At 65.1% G+C, this 18,961-nt stretch carries 12 protein-coding genes and 2 pseudogenes; 7 read left to right on the top strand and 7 right to left on the bottom strand.

Annotated features, from left to right (window positions below; genetic code table 11):
- Window positions 1-33: 33 nt before the first annotated feature.
- Window positions 34-1,497, bottom strand: coding sequence for a tetratricopeptide repeat-containing sulfotransferase family protein (locus AC3WJR_RS06670; protein WP_492723347.1), 1,464 nt, complete (start codon window positions 1,495-1,497; stop codon window positions 34-36).
- A 206-nt stretch (window positions 1,498-1,703) separates the two neighbouring features.
- On the opposite strand from AC3WJR_RS06670, the pseudogene AC3WJR_RS06665 reads away from it, so the two are divergent.
- Window positions 1,704-2,744: pseudogene (locus tag AC3WJR_RS06665) on the top strand (NF038122 family metalloprotease); the annotation flags it as partial.
- A gap of 75 nt (window positions 2,745-2,819) precedes the next feature.
- Window positions 2,820-2,924: pseudogene (locus AC3WJR_RS06660) on the top strand (PEPxxWA-CTERM sorting domain-containing protein); the annotation flags it as partial.
- 79 nt (window positions 2,925-3,003) lie between these two features.
- Here AC3WJR_RS06660 and AC3WJR_RS06655 read toward each other — a convergent pair.
- The gene (locus AC3WJR_RS06655) at window positions 3,004-3,816 is read right to left on the bottom strand and encodes a transglutaminase family protein (protein ID WP_492723344.1); all 813 of its coding nucleotides are present in this window, start codon (window positions 3,814-3,816) and stop codon (window positions 3,004-3,006) included.
- Between the two features lie 148 nt (window positions 3,817-3,964).
- Between AC3WJR_RS06655 and AC3WJR_RS06650 the strand changes: the two genes are divergently transcribed.
- Entirely contained in the window at window positions 3,965-6,130 is a 2,166-nt protein-coding gene (locus AC3WJR_RS06650; protein WP_492723342.1) for a TonB-dependent siderophore receptor, read from the top strand.
- 50 nt (window positions 6,131-6,180) lie between these two features.
- Here the strand turns inward: AC3WJR_RS06650 and AC3WJR_RS06645 are convergent, their stop codons facing one another.
- A complete protein-coding gene (locus AC3WJR_RS06645) occupies window positions 6,181-9,732 on the bottom strand; it encodes a hydantoinase B/oxoprolinase family protein (protein ID WP_492723340.1) in 3,552 nt (1,183 codons plus the stop codon).
- 121 nt (window positions 9,733-9,853) lie between these two features.
- On the opposite strand from AC3WJR_RS06645, the gene AC3WJR_RS06640 reads away from it, so the two are divergent.
- From AC3WJR_RS06640 to mazG, 4 genes are read left to right on the top strand one after another with little or no spacing between them, the layout of a single operon-like run.
- Complete coding sequence (locus AC3WJR_RS06640) at window positions 9,854-10,513, top strand: DUF969 domain-containing protein (protein ID WP_354280987.1); 660 nt, start codon at window positions 9,854-9,856, stop codon at window positions 10,511-10,513.
- Window positions 10,510-11,418, top strand: coding sequence for a 5-oxoproline transporter, DUF979 family subunit (locus AC3WJR_RS06635; protein ID WP_492723338.1), 909 nt, complete (start codon window positions 10,510-10,512; stop codon window positions 11,416-11,418). The genes AC3WJR_RS06640 and AC3WJR_RS06635 overlap by 4 nt, the downstream gene beginning before the upstream one ends.
- Window positions 11,415-12,410, top strand: a complete 996-nt coding sequence (locus AC3WJR_RS06630; RefSeq protein WP_492723336.1) for a DUF2891 domain-containing protein — start codon at window positions 11,415-11,417, stop codon at window positions 12,408-12,410. Before AC3WJR_RS06635 ends, AC3WJR_RS06630 begins: the two co-directional genes overlap by 4 nt.
- A gap of 54 nt (window positions 12,411-12,464) precedes the next feature.
- A complete protein-coding gene (gene mazG, locus AC3WJR_RS06625) occupies window positions 12,465-13,211 on the top strand; it encodes a nucleoside triphosphate pyrophosphohydrolase (RefSeq protein WP_492723334.1) in 747 nt (248 codons plus the stop codon).
- A 167-nt stretch (window positions 13,212-13,378) separates the two neighbouring features.
- Here the strand turns inward: mazG and hflX are convergent, their stop codons facing one another.
- The 4 genes from hflX to AC3WJR_RS06605 form a co-directional block, all read right to left on the bottom strand.
- Window positions 13,379-14,671, bottom strand: coding sequence for a GTPase HflX (gene hflX / locus AC3WJR_RS06620; RefSeq protein ID WP_492723332.1), 1,293 nt, complete (start codon window positions 14,669-14,671; stop codon window positions 13,379-13,381).
- Window positions 14,672-14,680: 9 nt separating this feature from the next.
- A complete protein-coding gene (gene hfq, locus AC3WJR_RS06615) occupies window positions 14,681-15,172 on the bottom strand; it encodes an RNA chaperone Hfq (protein ID WP_492723330.1) in 492 nt (163 codons plus the stop codon).
- Window positions 15,173-15,274: 102 nt separating this feature from the next.
- Complete coding sequence (gene ntrX, locus AC3WJR_RS06610) at window positions 15,275-16,648, bottom strand: nitrogen assimilation response regulator NtrX (protein WP_492723328.1); 1,374 nt, start codon at window positions 16,646-16,648, stop codon at window positions 15,275-15,277.
- 3 nt (window positions 16,649-16,651) lie between these two features.
- Complete coding sequence (locus tag AC3WJR_RS06605; RefSeq protein ID WP_492723326.1) at window positions 16,652-18,889, bottom strand: sensor histidine kinase NtrY-like; 2,238 nt, start codon at window positions 18,887-18,889, stop codon at window positions 16,652-16,654.
- Between the last annotated feature and the right edge of the window lie 72 nt (window positions 18,890-18,961).

Here is an 18,961-nt window from a genome sequence, read left to right as displayed (position 1 = left end):
GGTGACATGTTTTCAATGATGTGAAGGACGGCACTACGGTGCTGCGTAAGCATCAAGGAACGGTTGGAGCCAGGGGCGATACGGCTCTGCAACGCCCAGACCGTCCCGGTTGATCGGGCGGCGGACCTGTAGTGCGCTTGCCGTGGCGACGCGACGCGGGTTGAGATGTGGCGCGTAAGCAGCGGCCTCCTCTTCCAGTCCGCAATGCGCGAGCAGCCGTGTGGTCCATAGCGCAGGGTCCTCGACCAGTTCCTCATACGGCACGACAAGCAGCCGGTCCCCGAGCGTCTGTTTCCAGAACGCCATCAGCGCGTCTTCCAGCTGAAAATGGAAAGCGATATCAGCAAGATCGAAGCTCCAGCCGACACCATGTATGAAGAATGTCCGGAAGCACGACCATGCGTTGTCGAGGGGCGCGCGCCGCATCCAGATCAGCGGTGCGTCGGGCAGTGCGGTTGCGATCACGCCCATGAAACGACTTGCATCGATCGTCTTGTCGATGATGCGCCCCTCTGCCCCAAAACGCTCCCGAAGGAGGTGGAGGTAGAGTTCGCCCAGCGCATCCACGGTCCCGCCGCGGGCCATATGCTGATCGATCGCGGATCCGGATACGCCCCCTGCCGCAACGGCAACGTGCTGGATCAGGTTGAGTTCGCCCCCATCCTGCACGGCACTATGGCTGGCGAGAATTTGCTCGACCAGCGTCGTGCCTGATCTCGGCAGACCGGTCACGAAGATCGGGCGGCTGGTATCGATCGTCTGGTCGGCCCGAACGCGATCGAAGAACGCGCGATCATACCCCTGCATTGCCGCGGCGGCGTTGGCCTGATCAGCCTTGCGACCGTATGGCGTCTCTGCCTTGAGCAGCGCCGCACCACGCGCAAAGGCGGCGAATGCCTCGCCTGGCTCCCCGCGGTCGGCATGAAGCTTGCCAAGGGCATAGCAATAGCGCGCCAGATCGCCCGGCGCATGCCGTTCCGCCGCGGCAGCCTCCGCAAGCAACTGTTCCCCGACCGGGTCGTCCGCAAGGTTGACCGCGGCCGCCAGCGTCAGCCAGGCAGGGCCCCACCCGGGGCGATGCGCGAGCGCTTCCTGAAGATGACGGCGCGCATCGTCCACGCGCCCCAGCGTCATCGCGGTGTTGCCCAGCACATAGGCGTGCCCCGCCGCATCGGGCACCGTCTTGGGCAACCCTGAAAGCAGAACATGCGCTTCCTCGATCCGTTGGGCCTGGGTCAGCAGCACGACCTTCGAATAGATCGCGACGGGATCGTTACCACTGGACGCGATGAACGCATCGACCGCGCGCAGCGCCAGCGAGAGATCGCCACTGGCTTGCATCAACTGCGAGATCGCGCGCCATTGCCGCCCAAGCGGCGCGCGCTGATCAAGCATAACGGTAACAAGGCGGCGGGTTTCGGCCCGGTCGCGTGCGGCCAGGGCGGCCTTCAATTGCGCCAGCAGGAGCGGCAGCGCGCTGGTGTTGGTCACGGCCATCGGACTGGTGCGAACCCCTTGTGAGGGCGTTCGCCCGGTATGCCCCTCCCCATATGCCGCGAGCGTGTCCCGCGTACAACAGCAAGCTCAATTAACGCTTTGACCGGGTTGACAATATTGCTGCCCCGCAACATTCCTTTAATTAACGGGACGTTAACCAGTTGTTTGAGTCGATGAACGGCGTCACCGGGTAACGAGGGGAGCTTATGCGTATCAAGAGTTTCATGTGCTGTGGTGCCGCCGCGATCGCGATGATGGCGGCGCCCGTGATGGCCACGACGATCAACCTGATCGATCTTGGTGGCGTAAAGGGTTCGCAGGCAGAGCGCGGGTTCAACATCGCGGCATCTTATTGGGGATCGATGTTCACCAATAACGCCGTCATCAACCTCGGCGTATCCTTCGCGCCGCTCGCAACCGGCATCATTGGGTCGACCGGCAGCACGCGCGTCGATTATTCGACCGCGAACTGGGAAAAGCAGCTCAACCTGACCAAGAGCGGTTCGTTCATCGATCAGAACATCGTCCTCCCCACGCTGAACGCGGATGGCGGTGCGAGCTTCATTACCAACGGGACGACCACGACCCCTGCGAGCGGCACCAGCCCCGCGGTGACCAATGACGACACCAGCAAGCTGGCGTACAATCCAGGGGCCACGGCAAGCAGCCAGAACCTGTATCTCAACTCCGCGGTCGTCAAAGCAATCGGCGGCAATACGGGTATCTCGCCAACGACGCGCGATGGCAACGTGACGTTCAGCAGCAACTTCAACTTTGATTTCGACCCGACCGACGGGATCAGTGACAACACGTTCGATTTCATCGGTGTTGCCATCCACGAAATCGGCCATGCCCTAGGGTTCGTCTCAGGTGTTGATTTCCTCGACGTCTATGGCGTCGGCAAGGGGCCGGCCGCCGGGGCGCTGGGGTACAGCCTCAACGACACGTCGATCTACAGCGCACTCGACATGTTCCGCTACAGCAAGGATCCGACCAATCTCGTCCTCGGCAAGGACACGGTGCTCGACCTTTCCGTTGGTGGTCAGAAGTATTTTTCGATCGATGGCGGCAAGACTGCCTTGTTCGACAATACCTTCTCCACCGGTCGCTACAATGGCGATGGTCAGCAGGCGTCGCACTGGAAGGATACGCCGGGTTGCGCCATCGGCAACGGGATCATGGATCCGACCTTCTGCTATGAGCAGACCGGCTATGTCACCGGCCTCGATCTCGCCGCGTATGACGCGATGGGCTGGAACCTCAGCACCGATGCGCTGACCTACAAGACCACGTCGACTGCGCAGATCTACAGCCAATTCGCCGCCTCGGTTCCCGAGCCGACGACCTGGGGCATGATGCTGCTTGGCTTCGCCTTCGTCGGTGCGACGATGCGCCGCCGGTCCACGAAGGTCAGCTACGCCGCCTGAGCGGATCACCTGCCACAAACACATGGCCGCCGATCAATCGATCGGCGGCCATTCTTATGCAACACGCCTCCGTCCCAGGTCATGAGGCAGGCAAAGATCCCATCACCTCCGTGATCCGTGCGCGCAGATCGGGTTCGCGCGTAATCTCCAACATCGCACTCAAACTCTTGCGTGCGCCCGGTATATCGCCGTCGACCAATTGCAGACGCGCCTGTTCCCACCACGCGTGCGGGTACCCGGGCGCGATGATCGTCATCCGTTCGAACAACGTCAGTGCGCGCCGCCCGTCCCCGGCACGCTCAGCGCGCGTCGCTTGATTGAGCAACAGGCGGACCAGCACCGCGCGGTTGGGCATCGCGGCGACATGGCGCACGGGCGTCCCCTGCCCCCCCTCACCCGCCGGCAACCCCGTCTTCAACAGCGCGAGAAGTTGCTCCTGGCTCACGCGTTCCCCGCCACGGAACGGATCGATCATCACCGGTACCGTCTCGTCACCGATCAGGACGAGGACATGTCCGGGCACATCGAGCGCATTGGCGATCCACCCCATCCGCCGTGCCGCTGCGACATACAGGATCGACAGGCTGACCGGCAAGCCCCGCCGACGATCGACCACGCGCACCACGTCGGCGTTGGCAGGATCATCATAGGTTTCGCGGTCGCCAATGAAGTCGAATGCACCGCCGATGACCTGCGCGAGCAGTTCGGCCTGTTCCTCGGCGTCGGGGTCGGCGGCGGAGGCGGTGGCCGAGGCTTCGTCGAGGGCTTCGGCAATCGCCTCGAACAGATCGAGATAGGGTTCGCCGTCCATGCCGGGGTGGTCGAGCAGCGCGAGCACCAGCGCGGCTTCGTCCAGAATGATCTCGTCGTCATCGACGAGACCCAGGTGCATCAGGTCATCTTCATCCATGCCCTTCACATGGGTGCAGGATCCTGATCTGCAACGCATTCCCCATGGAAAGATCCAGCAAGACACTAATGCGATTGATAATCGTTCGCATCTGAGCCATAGGCTGCCGCATAGTCGCTAAGGACCCATGATGAACCGTACGCTCGTTTCCGCCCTGATGTTGAGTTCGATCGCCTACGCAATGCCAGCGTTCGCCGAGACCGAGGAAGAGCAGGAAGCGCAATCGATCGTCGTGACCGGGGCACGCCCCCGCAGCGAAGCTTCGGCGGGAACCAAGGGATCGACTCCGCTCGCAGAAACGCCCCAGTCGATCAGCGTGATCAGTGCGTCGGATATCGCGGATCTGGGCTTGGCCAACCTCAACCAGGCGTTGCGCTTCGTGGCAGGGGTCACGACCGAACAGCGCGGCTCAAGCGCAGAAGTCTATGACCAGTTCAAGCTACGGGGTTTCGATGCGCCGCAATTCCTCGACGGTCTGAAATTGATCGGCGGCGCGAGCTACCTCACCCCGCAGGTCGACGTCTCGCGGATCGACCGGATCGAAGTGATCAAGGGGCCGGCGTCGGTGCTTTACGGTCAGTCGGGCCCGGGCGGGCTCGTCGCACTGTCGAGCAAGCTGCCGCTCGACCAGGCGTTCTACGGTGCCGCCTCGGCGACGTACGGCACATACGATCTGTACCGTGTCGATGGCGATGTCGGCGGCAAGATCGGCGATTCGGTGCTGTGGCGGGTCAATGGCAGCGTCAACGGCGCGCATACGCAGCAGACCTTCAGCGCGCGCGAGCGCCAGACAGTCTCGGGCGCGCTGACCTTCAATCTCGATCATGCCACCAAGCTGACGCTGCTCGGTGCCTATTCGAACGACCCACAGAACGGCAGCTACGGCGTCTTCCCGGCGTCGGGCACCTTCCTCCCGAACCCCAATGGCAAGCTGTCGACCTCGACCGATTTCGGCGAGCCCGGCAATTACTTCAAGCGTGAGCAGGTCGCGGCGACCTATATCCTGACGCACGCCATCAACCCTGACTGGAACATCCGCGCCTCGGGCCGCTACCAGCACGGCACCTCGCGGCTCGGCATCGTCTACGCATCGGGATCGCTGGTCGATGCCGCCGCCAACCCCAATGCGACGCTTTACAACCGTGCCTCTTACGCGACACGCGAGCGCAGCGATTCATGGGTCTTCGACAATCAGGTCCACGGCCGCTTCGCCACCGGGGCAGTGAAGCACGACGTGCTGTTCGGGGCGGATTACCAGACCGGCAATGCGCGCTCGATCAACGCCTTCGGCTCGGCGACCCCACTCAACGGCTATGCCCCCGTTTATGGCACGATGGTCGTGCCGCAGAGCCCCGCGCAGGTACCAGACTATTTCAGCCTCAACGACAACAAGCCGCGCTCGAACCAGGCGGGCGTCTATGCGCAGGACCAGCTCTCAATCGGCGCGTTGCGCGTGCTGCTCAGCGGGCGGCAGGACTGGGCCTCGGTGCGCACCGCCCCCGGCGCCGCATCGCAGGATTCGCAGAAGTTCACCTATCGCGCCGGCGCGCTCTACACGCTGCCGTTCGGCCTTGCGCCCTATGTCAGCTATTCGACCTCGTTCGAGCCCAACGGCACGCTGACGCAACCCGGCGGCGTGATCACCGTTGCCAAGCCGTCTGAGGGCAAGCAGCTCGAGGCGGGCGCGAAATATACCGTGCCCGGCACGCAGATCCTCGTCACTGGCGCCTGGTTCCAGATCGACCAGACCAACCTGATCACCACCAACCCGCTGACCAACGTCTCGACGCAAAGCGGCCGCGTCCGCTCGAGCGGGGTCGAAGTCGAGGCGAGCGCACCGCTGCCCTACGGCTTCAACGCCAAGCTCGCCTATAGTCGCCAGAAGCTGCGCACCACCGCCGACGCAAACCCGGCCAATATCGGCGCGGGGATCCTCGGCGTCGGTCGTGGCGGCGTGTCGGCCAACCTCGAATGGGCACCGCGCGACGGCAAGTGGCAGGGCTTTGCGATCGGCGGCGCGGTGCGCCGTGTCGACAGCATCTATGCCGGCACGCTGTTCGACTCGTCGTTCACGCCGGTTGCGACGCGCCAGAGCACGCCCGGGTTCACGCTGGTCGATGCGCTGGTGCGGTTCGACCTCGGCACGATCTCACCCCGCTTCAGGGGTGTCTCGCTCGGGGTGAATGCGGCGAACATCCTGGACAAGAAGTACGTGACGACCTGCTATCTCGATTACGCCTGGTGCTGGTACGGCAACCGCCGCACGGTTCAGGGCACGATCGCGTATCGCTTCTGATGTGGCGGGCCGGGACTATCGTGGTCCCGGCCATGCCCAACCGAACCGGTCTAGCCGTCGGTTCGACCGTAGCCGCCACCGCCCGGTGTCTCGATGACGAAGACATCGCCCGCGGCAAGCTGCGCAGTGGCGGCTGAGGGTAGCTGCTCCACGCTGCCGTCGTTCCGCTCGATGCTGTTGCGCCCTGGCGTGCCGTCTCCGCCCCCGGCCAAACCGAACGGCGCGACGACGCGGCGATTGGACAGAATCGTCGCGGTCATCGGTGCGCGGAAGCGAAGCCGCCGGATCGTCCCATCCCCGCCGCAGAACGCCCCTTCCCCGCCCGATCCCGCCCGGATCGCAAACCGTTCGACCAGCACCGGAAAGCGGTGTTCGAGCACTTCGGGATCGGTCATTCGGCTGTTGGTCATGTGCGTCTGCACGCCACTCGTCCCGGCAAAGTCCTTCCCCGCCCCCGAACCGCCCGCGATCGTCTCATAATATTGGCGGCTGCCGTCGCCGAAGGTGAAGTTGTTCATCGTCCCCTGCGCGCCCGCCATCGCGCCAAAGGCGCCGAACAGAGCGTCGGTCACGACCTGGCTCGTCTCGACATTCCCCGCGACCACCGCGGCGGGCCACGCCGGGTTGAGCATCGATCCTTCGGGCAAGACGATCTCGAACGGCGCGAGGCATCCGTCGTTGAGCGGGATCGGTTCATCCACCAGAACGCGAACGACATACAACAACGCAGCGCGTGCGATCGACGCTGGCGCGTTGAAATTGTCGTCACGCTGCGGGCTCGTGCCCGTGAAATCGACGACCGCATTTCGCGCGTCCTTGTCGATCGTCACCGTAACCGCAACTTCCGCGCCATTGTCCATCGCGTAGCGGAAACTGCCGCCCTCGATCCCGGCCAGCAGACGGCGGACCATCTCCTCGGCATTGGCCTGGACGTGGCCCATATAGGCCAGCACCACATCGAGCCCGTGGTCCGCCACCGCCGCCGCCAACGCATCGGCACCGCGCGCGCAGGCCGCGATCTGTGCGCGAATATCGCCGATGTTCTGGTCCGCATTGCGAACCGGCCAATCTCCCGACGCGAGCAACGTGCGCAGTGCGGCTTCGCGCAAGGTGCCGCCGTCGACCAGCAGGAAGTCGTTGATCAGCACGCCCTCCTGCTCGATCCGGCGGCTGTCGGCAGGCATCGATCCCGGCGTCGTCCCCCCGATGTCCGCCTGATGCCCGCGCGCGGCAACGAAGAACGCCGGTGTATCGCTATCCGTGAACACCGGCATGATGACGGTCACGTCGGGCAGATGCGTACCGCCGTGATACGGATCGTTGAGCGCATAGACGTCGCCCGGGCGCATCGTCCCTGCGCGGTTGGCAATGATCGTGCGGATGCTCTCGCCCATCGATCCCAGATGCACCGGAATATGCGGCGCATTGGCGATCAGATTGCCCGTCGCATCGAACAGCGCACAACTGAAGTCGAGCCGTTCCTTGATGTTCACCGACCAGGCGGTCTGCTGCAATGCGACCCCCATCTGCTCGGCGATGCTCATGAACAGATTGGCAAAGAGCTCGAGCCGGACCGGATCGACTGCGGTCCCCGCGGCGACTTGCCGTTCGCGCGGCGCGACGCGGTCGAGCATAAGGTTCGCCTGCGCGTCGATCGTTGCGCGCCAGCCGGGGGCGACGAAGCTCGTGCCCGACGCGTCCACGATGATTGCGGGACCCTCGACCGACCAGCCGATCGGCAGCATCGCCCGGTCGAACAGCCTTGCCGCGACGGTCTCGCCATCGACATGCAGCAGGATGTCCTCGCCTACCGACACGCCGTGTCCCGCCTCGAACCGCACCGCCGCCGCACTCGAAGGCGCGATCGCCTCAACCTCGGCGGCATCGATGATAAGCGGCGTGGCCGGATCAACGAACCCGAACCGCGTGGCATGAGCGCGACCGAACCGTTCGCGCAGTGTAGCGAAAGGCGCCGCATCCAGCGTCAGCGTGGTGTCCGCACCGGCATAGCGGATGCGCAACCGCCGCTCGACCCGATCGACCGCAACGCCCTGTTCGCTCAGCGCGCGACGGGCGTCATCGTCCAGCCGGTCGAGGATCGGAACGACTTCGCTTTCTCGGTCGACCGGCACCGCGACGGTGGCCTCGCGCACGACGCGGTGCGCCGCCATCCCCATGCCGAACGCGGACAATACGCCTGCGAGCGGATGGATCATCACCCGGTCGATCCCGAGGATATCCGCGATCGCGCAGGCATGTTGCCCCCCCGCCCCGCCAAAGCTCGCCAGCGCATAGCGCGCCAGGTCGTGCCCGCGCGCGACCGAGATCGTGCGGATCGCGCTCGCCATCGCGTCATTGGCAATCGCGATGAACCCGGCCGCGAGCGCCTCTGGAGTGGACCCGACTTCCGCCGCCAGTTCGGCAAACAACGCCTTCACGCGGTCGAGGTCGATCGGCTGATCGCCTTCGGGCCCGAACAGCGCCGGAAAATGCGAAGGCTGCAGTCGCCCAAGCAACAGGTTGCAATCGGTGATCGTCAGCGGCCCGCCGCGACGATAACAGGCCGGCCCGGGATCGGCTCCGGCGGACTCGGGGCCGACGCGCAGCCGCATTCCGTCGAACCGGCAGATCGATCCGCCGCCCGCCGCGACCGTCTCGATCTGCAGCATCGGTGCACGCACGAGCAGCCCGCCGACGATCGCCTCACCGGTCCGCTCCAATGCGCCAGCATGGTGCGAAACATCCGTCGACGTGCCGCCCATGTCGAACCCGATCACGCGGTCGATCCCGGCGAGCCGCGCGGTTTCCGCCATCCCGACGATCCCGCCAGCAGGCCCCGACAGGATCGCATCCTTGCCGCGAAACACGCTCGCATCGGCAAGCCCGCCATTCGATTGCATGAACAAAAGTTCGGTATCGCCCAGCGCCGCCGACACGCGCTGGACATAGCGATCGAGCACGGGTGACAGATACGCATCGACCACGCTCGTCTCGCCGCGCCCGACCAGCTTGATCAGCGGGGTGACGTCATGGCTGATCGATACGTGCGGGAAACCGACCTGCCGCGCGATCTCGGCGAGCCGATCCTCATGGTCGGGATAGGCATAGCCATGCATCAGCACGATCGCGACCGACCGAAGGCCCGCATCGAACGCGCCGGTCAGCGCATCGCGTGCCTGTTGTTCGTCGAGCGGGCATTCTACCGCGCCGTCGGCGGTGACGCGCTCGTTGATCTCGATGACCGCAGTATAGGCCTGTTCCGGAAGCACGATCCGCTTGGCGAAGATGTCGGGCCGCGCCTGATACCCGATCCGCAACGCATCCCCAAAGCCCCGCGTGATCGCGAGCAGCGTGGGCTCGCCGGTACGTTCCAGCAGCGCGTTGGTGGCGACCGTCGTGCCCATCCGCACGGATACCACATCGGCCAGCGTCGCGCCTTCCGCAGCGACCATCCGCCGGATCCCCTCGACCACCGCATCGGCATAACGCGGATCATGCGACAGCAGCTTTGCCGTGCGCACCGCCCCGTCCGGCAAGCGCGCCACCACGTCGGTAAAGGTGCCGCCGCGATCGATCCAGAAGTGCCAGCCGGTCTGTGTCATGCGCGTTCCTTGGCGAACATTCGCCCGTATTGCAAAGCGTCCGCCCCGCTTCCCCTGCGGCCGAAACGACCCTAGGTTCATCGCCATGCACACGAACACAGGCGGCGGGGCGTCGAACTAGATGCTGGTACTCGCCGGGATAGCCGTCATCGCGCTGGGGTTCCTGCTGCGGTTCAATCCGTTGCTGGTGGTGGCTGCGTCTGCCATGGTAACCGGGCTGGCGGCGGGGCTCGACCCGCTCAAGATCCTCGCGGTGTTCGGCAAGGCGTTCAACGAAAACCGCTTCGTCAGCGTGGTCTATATCGTCCTGCCGGTGATCGGGCTGCTCGAACGCCACGGCCTGCAACGCCGCGCGGCGGCGCTGGTCCAGCGGATGCGCGGTGCGACGCCGGGACGCCTGCTGATCGGCTATCTGCTGTTCCGCCAGGTCACCGCCGCGCTCGGGCTCAACTCGATCGCCGGGCAACCGCAGACCGTCCGCCCGCTCGTGGCACCGATGGTCGAGGCCGCCGCCGAGGTCGAAGCGCCGGGCGCGCATGACCCGGAGAAGCTCCGCGCCCTGTCCGCCGCGACCGACAATATCGGGCTGTTCTTCGGGGAGGACATCTTCATCGCGATCGGGTCGATCCTGCTGATGAAAGGCGTGCTGCAAGGCTATGGCATCATGGTCGAGCCGTTCCAACTTTCGGTCTGGGCGATCCCTACCGCGATCGCCGCGCTGGTCGTTCACGGCACCCGCCTGATGCTGCTGGATGCCCGCGTGAAGCGGCGCCGCGCATGATCGGGCTCGGCTTCGTCTATGCGGTGGCAGGTGCGATGTTCCTTGCCTTCGCGGTTCTGGGTGCGCGCGACGGGCGCTGGTTCAATGCCGCCTTTCATCTGCTGCTCGCGGTCAGCCTGCTGCTGGGCGACCGGCTCGGCGACATCGGCAACGGCCTGTTGGTGATCGCGCTGATCGCGGTGGCGGCGAGCGGCCGGATGCGGTCGCGGCGTACCGACGATATCGTCGAGCCCCGTCCACGCGGCTCCTGGCTGTTCGCACCCGCGCTGATCATCCCCGCCACCGCATTGGCCGGGACGTTGGCGTTCAAGTTTGTCCCCACGATCGTCGATCCCAAACAGGGCACGCTCGTCGCGCTGACGCTCGGCGTCCTGCTGGCGCTGCTTGCCTGCTACGCATGGCTCCGTCCCGCCCCGACTGCGCCGTTCCGCGAGGGACTGCGGCTGATGGACGATATCGGCTGGGCGGCGGTGCTGCCGCAGATGCTGGCGAGTCTCGGCGCGGTGTTCGCGGTGTCCGGCGTCGGCGACGTCGTCGGCTCCCTTGCCGGACAGGCGATCCCGCACGGCAGCGTGATCGGCGCGGTGATCGCCTACGGCCTTGGCATGGCGCTGTTCACGATGGTGATGGGCAACGCCTTCGCGGCCTTCCCGGTGATGGCGGCGGCGATCGGGCTGCCGTTGCTGGTCAGGGTTTACGGCGCGGACCCGGCCCCCGTCGCCGCGATCGGAATGCTCGCAGGGTTCTGTGGCACGTTGATGACGCCGATGGCGGCGAACTTCAATCTCGTCCCCGCGGCCCTCCTCGACCTCAAGGACCGCAGCGGCGTGATCAAGGCACAGATCCCCACCGCGTTGCCACTGCTCCTGTTCAACATCCTGCTCCTCTGGCTGGTGATCCGATGACAATCCTCGATACCGACCTCGCCAACCGTTTCGCGCGACTGACGTTGAGCCACCTCGGCCAGGAATATCCGCACAAGCTCGATCATGTGCTGGACGGCCCGGCCGACGCCGCGACGCCGTCCGCGCTCCACCCGATCTTCCACGGCAGCTTCGACTGGCACAGTTGCGTTCACGGCTGGTGGCAGGTGCTGCGGCTCGCGCGCACCTTTCCGGACATGGCCGCCGCGAGCGAGGTACGGGCACGCGCCGACGCAATGCTCACCCCCGCGAATGTCGCGGTCGAATGCGCCTATCTCGATCGACCGAGCAGCGGCGGTTTCGAACGCCCGTACGGATGGGCATGGACGCTGGCGCTGCATGACGAGGCCGTCCGGCACGACGCGCCTTGGGGTGCCGCCCTCGAACCGCTCGCGCGGGCCTTTGCCGCGCGGTTCACGGCCTTCCTGCCAAAGCTGACCTACCCGATCCGCACCGGCACGCATTTCAACACGGCGTTCGCGCTGACGCTCGCACGGGACTGGGCGACGACCCACGACCCTGCGCTTGCCGAGGTGATCGCCGACCGGGCACGCGACTGGTTCGGCGAAGACAGGGGATGCCAGGCCTGGGAACCCGGCGGGGACGAATTCCTATCATCCGCGCTGATGGAAGCCGCTTTGATGAGCCGGGTTCTGTCGTCGGCAGACTTCACGGCGTGGTTCGGCACGTTCCTCCCCGATGTCGCCAGTCGCTCGCCCGCGACACTATTCACGCCCGCGCATGTCTCCGACCGAAGCGACGGCAAGATCGCGCATCTCGACGGGCTCAATCTCAGTCGGGCGTGGTGCTGGAAGATCATCGCGACGGCGCTGGGGCCGGAACATCCGGTCGACGCGATCGCTCGGGAAACTGCGGCCGCGCACATAACCGCAAGCTTGCCGCATATTGCGGACGACTACATGGGGACGCACTGGCTCGCGACCTTCGCCTTGCTTGCGCTCGACGGAGATTGAACGCGGGTCGCGCGTGGCGATACGACCGCCCGTGACGAAAGAAGGAATGATGCGATGATCGAACGGCTGGTGGAGATCATGGCACGGTTGCGCGATCCGGAAACCGGTTGCGAATGGGACGTCGCGCAGGATTTTGCGTCCATCGCGCCGTACACGATCGAGGAAGCCTATGAGGTCGCGGACGCCATCGCGCGCCAGGACATGGCCGATCTGAAGGACGAACTGGGCGACCTGCTGCTACAGGTGGTCTTCCATGCGCGCATTGCCGAGGAAGCGGGACATTTCGCGCTGCCCGACGTCGTTGCCGCGATCAGCGACAAGATGGAGCGCCGCCATCCGCATGTCTTCGGTGACCAGACCGAGGGTGGCCATCACCTCTGGGAGCAGATCAAGGCCGCCGAGCGCGCGGACAAGGGCGCTGGTGGTGCGCTCGACGGGGTCGCCGTTGGGCTCCCGGCATTATTGCGTGCGGGCAAGCTTCAGAAGCGCGCCGCGCGGACCGGCTTCGACTGGCCAGATGCGGGCGGAGCGCGCGCGAAGGTCTTCGAGGAAATTGCCGAGGTCGAGGAGGCAACCTCCGACGATCACCGGGAGGAGGAGATCGGCGACCTGCTGTTCTCCGTCGTCAATTGGGCCCGCAAGCTGGGGGTCGAACCGGAGGCTGCCCTGCGCCGGGCGAACGGGAAATTCGAGAGCCGATTCAAGGCGATGGAAGCAGAAGCTGGCGACGGGTTCGAGGAGCTCGATCTGGAAGAAATGGAACGGCTTTGGCAAAATGCGAAGACGGCCTCACAGAGTTAGCCCACCCCTCACAAGCGATTCCCCTGCCAAAGCGCTTCCCCGGCGAAGGCCGAAGCCCAGTAGCGAAGGTCGAGGTAACATAGCGCAGCGCCTTCCACTCCCGCCTGCGCTACTGGGCCCCGGCTTTCGCCGGGGAAGCAATTTCTTGTCGGGAAGCGCCCGCAAGATCACTCCCCGCGCTGGCAGAACCGCTCGTAATCGCGCTCGGACATCCGCACCTCGTACACCGCGGTGTCGCCGTCGATCTCCTGACTCGAAACCTCGCCGTGCGCGTGCAGCCATGCCGCCGCCGCGCCATCCGCCGCATCGAGCGTGATGACATAGCGCCGATGCGTAACCGTCAGCAACGCAGCAACCGTATCGAGCAAGCCCGCAACCCCGTCCCCGGTAAGCGCAGACAAAGCCACGACATCCTCGCGCCGCTCGGCTTCGCCCAACATTTCGGTCCGCTCGTCTTCGTCGAGCAAGTCGAGCTTGTTCCACGCCTCGATCCGCGGGACCGACGCATCGACCCCGATGTCGCGCAGCACCGCTTCGACATCGTCCTTCTGCGCGATGCTGTCGGGATGCGCGATGTCGCGGACGTGGATCAGCAGATCCGCCGATACCACTTCCTCGAGCGTCGCCTTGAACGCCGCGACGAGTTGCGTCGGCAGTTCGGAGACGAACCCGACCGTGTCGGACAGGATCGCCTTGTCGATCCCGGGCAGCGCGATCTGGCGCAGCGTCGGGTCGAGCGTCGCGAACAGCAGATCCTCCGCCATCACGTCCGCACCCGTCATCCGGTTGAACAGCGTCGACTTGCCCGCGTTGGTATAACCGACCAGCGCGATCACCGGCCAAGGCGCGCGCTGGCGACGGTCGCGGTGCAGCCCGCGCGTTCGCGAGACCTGCTCCAGTTCCTTCTTCAACCGCGCCATCCGGTCGCGGATCAAGCGGCGATCCGCTTCGATCTGGGTTTCGCCCGGGCCGCCGAGGAAGCCAAAGCCGCCACGCTGGCGTTCCAAGTGGGTCCAGCTCCGCACGAGCCGCCCGGCCTGATAATCAAGATGCGCGAGTTCGACTTGCAATCGCCCCTCGGCGGTCGCGGCGCGCTCGCCGAAAATCTCGAGGATCAGCCCGGTGCGGTCGATCACCTTGGCTGACAGCGCCTTTTCGAGGTTGCGCTGCTGTACCGGCGTCAGGCTCGCGTCGAACACGACGAGTTCGGCCTCCGCCATCCGCACGGTTGCGGCGAGCGACTCGAGCTGCCCCTTGCCGATCAGCGTCGAGGGTTGCAGCGCGCGGACCTTGACCGCGACCCGGTCGACCACTTCGACGTGGATCGCCATCGCCAGCCCGGCGGTCTCCGCCAGCCGCGCGTCCGCATCGCGCGAGGATGCCCCCGTATCGGGGTATACGACAACGGCCTTGGCACCCCGCGCGACGTCGTCCCGGTCGCGTTCAAATCCTGTGGTCAAAAACGGTCCTCAATCTTCGTCGGAACCCGCTGTTTCATCAGCGAGGTTCAAGGGATGCGCCGGCTGGATCGTCGACACCGCATGCTTGTAGACAAGCTGCGCCATGCCATCGCGCTGAAGCATCATGCAGAACAGGTCGAACGCCGCGATCTGCCCCTGGAGCATCACGCCGTTGACCAGGAACATGGTCACATTGTCCTCGGACTTGCGCACCGCGTTGAGGAAGATCTCCTGCAACAACGGCTGCTTGCGCTGTGCCTCGCCGATTGCGTTGACGATCGCGTCGACGTCGATCGTGTTCGCGGGCATGATCGTCGAGATCGCATGCTTGTAGATCAGCTGCGACTGACCATCGCGGCGCAGCAGCACCGAAAAATTGTCGAACCACGTCACGATGCCTTGCAGCTTGACGCCCTTGACGAGGAACATCGTGATCGGCGTCTTGGTGCGGCGAAGTGCGTTGAGAAAGAGGTCTTGCAGCGAAGTCTGTTTGTCGGCCATCGGTCGATCCTTTGTTATTGGCGGGTTTTCCCGCGGCGCGCCGGTGCCCGGCGTCGGATAATCACGTCTCGCTAATTTAGGGACGCGGTCGGCGTTCGTCCACTAGTCCTCGCGAACTTCCGTGATGCCGAGCAGCTTGAGCTTGCGATGGAGCGCCGACCGCTCCATGCCGATGAAGTTCGCAGTGCGCGAAATATTGCCCGAAAAGCGCCGGATCTGGACCCGCAGATATTCACGCTCGAAGCTCTCGCGCGCTTCGCGCAAGGGGGCGCCCATGATCGCGGTCGCCCCGCTCCCCATTTCCCCGGGGTCGCCCAGGATATCGGGCGGCAGCATGTCGACGTCGATCCGCGCCAACCGGTCACCCGGTGCCATGATGATCGTCCGCTCGACGATGTTGCGCAACTGGCGGACGTTGCCGGGCCACTCGTAGGATTGCAGCGCGACCATCGCGTCGGGCGCGACCTGCGGCGTCGGCACGCGGCGTTCGGACGCATAATGCGCCATGAAATGGTCGATCAGCACGGGAATGTCCTCGCGCCGTTCGGAAAGGCCGGGGATTGCGACGGGGACGACGTTGAGCCGGTAATAAAGGTCCTCGCGGAAACGACCCTGTTCGATCTCATGCGTCAGGTCGCGCGCGGTGGCGGAGACGACGCGGACGTCGACCTTCACCACCCGCTGGCCGCCGACGCGGTTGAACGCCTGCTCGGTCAGAACGCGCAGGATCCGCCCTTGCGTCGCCATCGGCATGTCCGCGATCTCGTCGAGGAACAGCGTCCCGCCATGCGCCTGTTCGAGCAGCCCCGAGCGGACCAGTTGCCCACCCTCCTCGACGCCGAACAGTTCCTCCTCGACTCGCTCGGGCGTCATCCGCGCGGCGCTCACCACGACGAACGGCGCGGTCGACCGCTGGCTCCAGCCGTGGAGCAGCCGCGCAGCGACTTCCTTGCCGACGCCCGCTCCGCCCATGATCAGCACCCGGCTCCCGGTCGACGCGACACGCTTCAAGGTCGCGCGCACGCCGTTGATCGCGGTCGAACTCCCGGTCAGGTCGTTGTCGCGCCCGACGCTCGCGCGCAGGCTCGCGACCTCCGCACGGAGGCGCTCGGTCTCGGTCGCGCGCGCGACCATCAACAGCAGGCGTTCCGCCTCAAACGGTTTCTCGATGAAGTCGGCCGCCCCGCGCCGGATCGCGGCGACGGCGGTATCGAGATTCCCGTGCCCCGAGATCATCAGCACCGGGATGGAAGGATCACGCCGCTTGATTTCGTCGAGCAGTTCGAGCCCGTCGAGCCGCGAACCGTGCAACCAAACGTCGAGCAGCACCAGCGAAGGCCGCCGCACCGAGATCGCCTCGAGCGCGGAATCGCTGTCCCCGGCGACGCGCGCATCATAGCCTTCGTCCTCGAGGACCCCGGCGACCAGGTCACGAATGTCGCGTTCGTCATCGACGACTAGAATATCGAGAGGCATGGTTCAGGTCCGGTTCTGTGCGAGGACTGGCGCGGCAGGCGCGCTGTTGGACATAGCGGCGGGGTCTTCACCGCCATCGAGCTTGGCAAGCTGTTCGGTGTCGAAGCATAGCACGACGATCGTCCCGCCGCCGGGTCGGTCGGCGAAGCTGATCGTACCGCAATGTTCCTCGACGATCTTCTTGACGATCGCGAGCCCCAGCCCGGTGCCACGCGCGCGCGTCGTGACATAGGGCTCGACGATCCGGTCACGCGCCGCTGGCAAACCGACGCCGGTATCCGCCACGGTCAGCATGATCTTGCCGTCGCCGGGCTCGATCGCCATCACGATGCTCGCTTCATGCGCGCCGGGATTGGCCTCGACCGCCTCGACCGCATTCTTGACGATGTTGGTCAGCGCCTGACTGATCTGGCGGCGATCGCATATCAGGGTCGGCGTGAGTTCGGGCGCGTCCAGGGTGAACGCGATGCCGGGATGCGCGACCTCATGAAGGAACAGCGTCTGCCGCGCGAGCTCGACCAGCGATTCCTCGCGGAAGACAGGTTTCGGCATGCGCGCAAACGACGAAAACTCGTCTACCATGCGGCGCAAATCGCCTACTTGCCGCACGATTGTGTCTGTCAACCGCGCGAAAGTGGTGTCTTCCGGGTCGATTTGTTTCCCGTACCGCCGCTGCAGCCGCTCCGCCGCAAGCTGGATCGGGGTCAACGGATTCTTGATCTCATGCGCAATCCGACGCGCGACGTCGGACCAGGCGGCGCGGCGCTGGTCGAGCAACTGCCCGGTGATATCGTCGAAGGTCAGGATCGGCCCTTCGGCGGCGCGCGTGATCTTGACCGCAAGCGTGCGCGTCTCGTTGCCCTGCCCAAGTTCGACGATCGCATCGCGCTCGTCGCGTTCGATCAGCGCGGCGAGTTCGGGCGACACCCGGCTCAGCGGTTTTCCGACCGGCGTGTCATCGGCACTGTCGAGCAACGACATCGCGGATCGGTTGATCAGGCGGACAACACCGTCGGGAGAGATCGAGATCACCCCAGCCGTCACGCCCGACATCACCGCCTCGATCAACGCGCGACGGCTCTCGAGCGCACCGGTCTGCGCCTGCAGCCGTTCGGTCATCTGATTGAACGCCGTGCCAAGCGTACCGAGTTCGTCCTGCACCTTGGTTTCGGGAACGCGTGCAGTCAGGTCACCCGTAGCGACCTTGTGCGCCGCCGCGACCAGTTCGCCGACGGGTCGGACCAGCCTGTCTGCGACCTCCAGTGCGATCCACACCGCAATGGCGATGATGAATAAGGACATCGCGAGCAAGGCCGCGTTGAATTTCAGCTGCAACGATCGGGATTTGGCAATCAGGTCGCGGTAGCTCGACAGCACGGCGATGCTGCGTTTGGATTGCACCTCCATAACGTGAAGGTCGGAGATCGCCACCGTCAGCAGGAAGACGTTGGTCGTCCCCGGCACCAGCGTGACCGTTTCGATCCGGTCGCCCTTGACGGTCGTGACGCTCGGCGCGCCCGCGCGAAGCCGGTTAAGTTCGGCCTGCGAGACTTCCTTGCGGAAATCGAGGTTGTCCGGGTTCACCTGAACGATTTCGCGCGACTCACCCTTGGGCTCGGCAATGAACAGGAATCCGTCGGACAGGCCCCGCAGGTAGATCTGGTTGAAGAAATATTTGGGAAATTCAGGCGAGCGCAACTTGATCTGCAGATCGTCGGAAATGTCCGCCGCGGCGATCACCGCCTGGTCCTGCCAGCGTCGCAGCATCTGGTCATAGGACGTCCGCGCCACCCCGGTCGCATTCTCGATCATGCTGCGGGCTTGATCCGAATACCAGAATTGCACGCCATATTGGAACAGCAGCGATGCGAACACGACGACGAACAGCGTCGGCACTGCTGCGATCACCGAGAACAAGGCGACGAGCTGTCCATGCAATCGCGCACGCCCGCCGATCGGCAAGCGCGCCGCCCGGCGCGCTGCGCTCCGCCGACCCAGCAGCACGAGCAACGCACCCGCGGGGAGCAGGTTGGCGACCAGCAGCAGCGCGATGAGCGGCGGGCTCAGCAATGCGTGAGACGAGGCACCGTCAGTGATGACGAAATAGGTCGCGATCGCGATCGCAATCGCTGCGCTCAGAACAAGGAATTCAATCGCCGGGACGAGGCGTAGCGGCGAGCGTCCGACAGGCTCGGGCTGGTCGTCTCCTGAACGTATCAAAGGGGGCGTACTGCCTTCCATCGTGACATTGCTACAACGCTATTGTGGCGGAGAGAACACACAATCTTCCTCAATCCATCCGATTGTCCGCCC

The sequence above is a fragment of the Sphingomonas sp. FW306-05-A genome (genome assembly GCF_058782275.1).
This window is presented reverse-complemented; position numbering and strand designations above follow the sequence as displayed.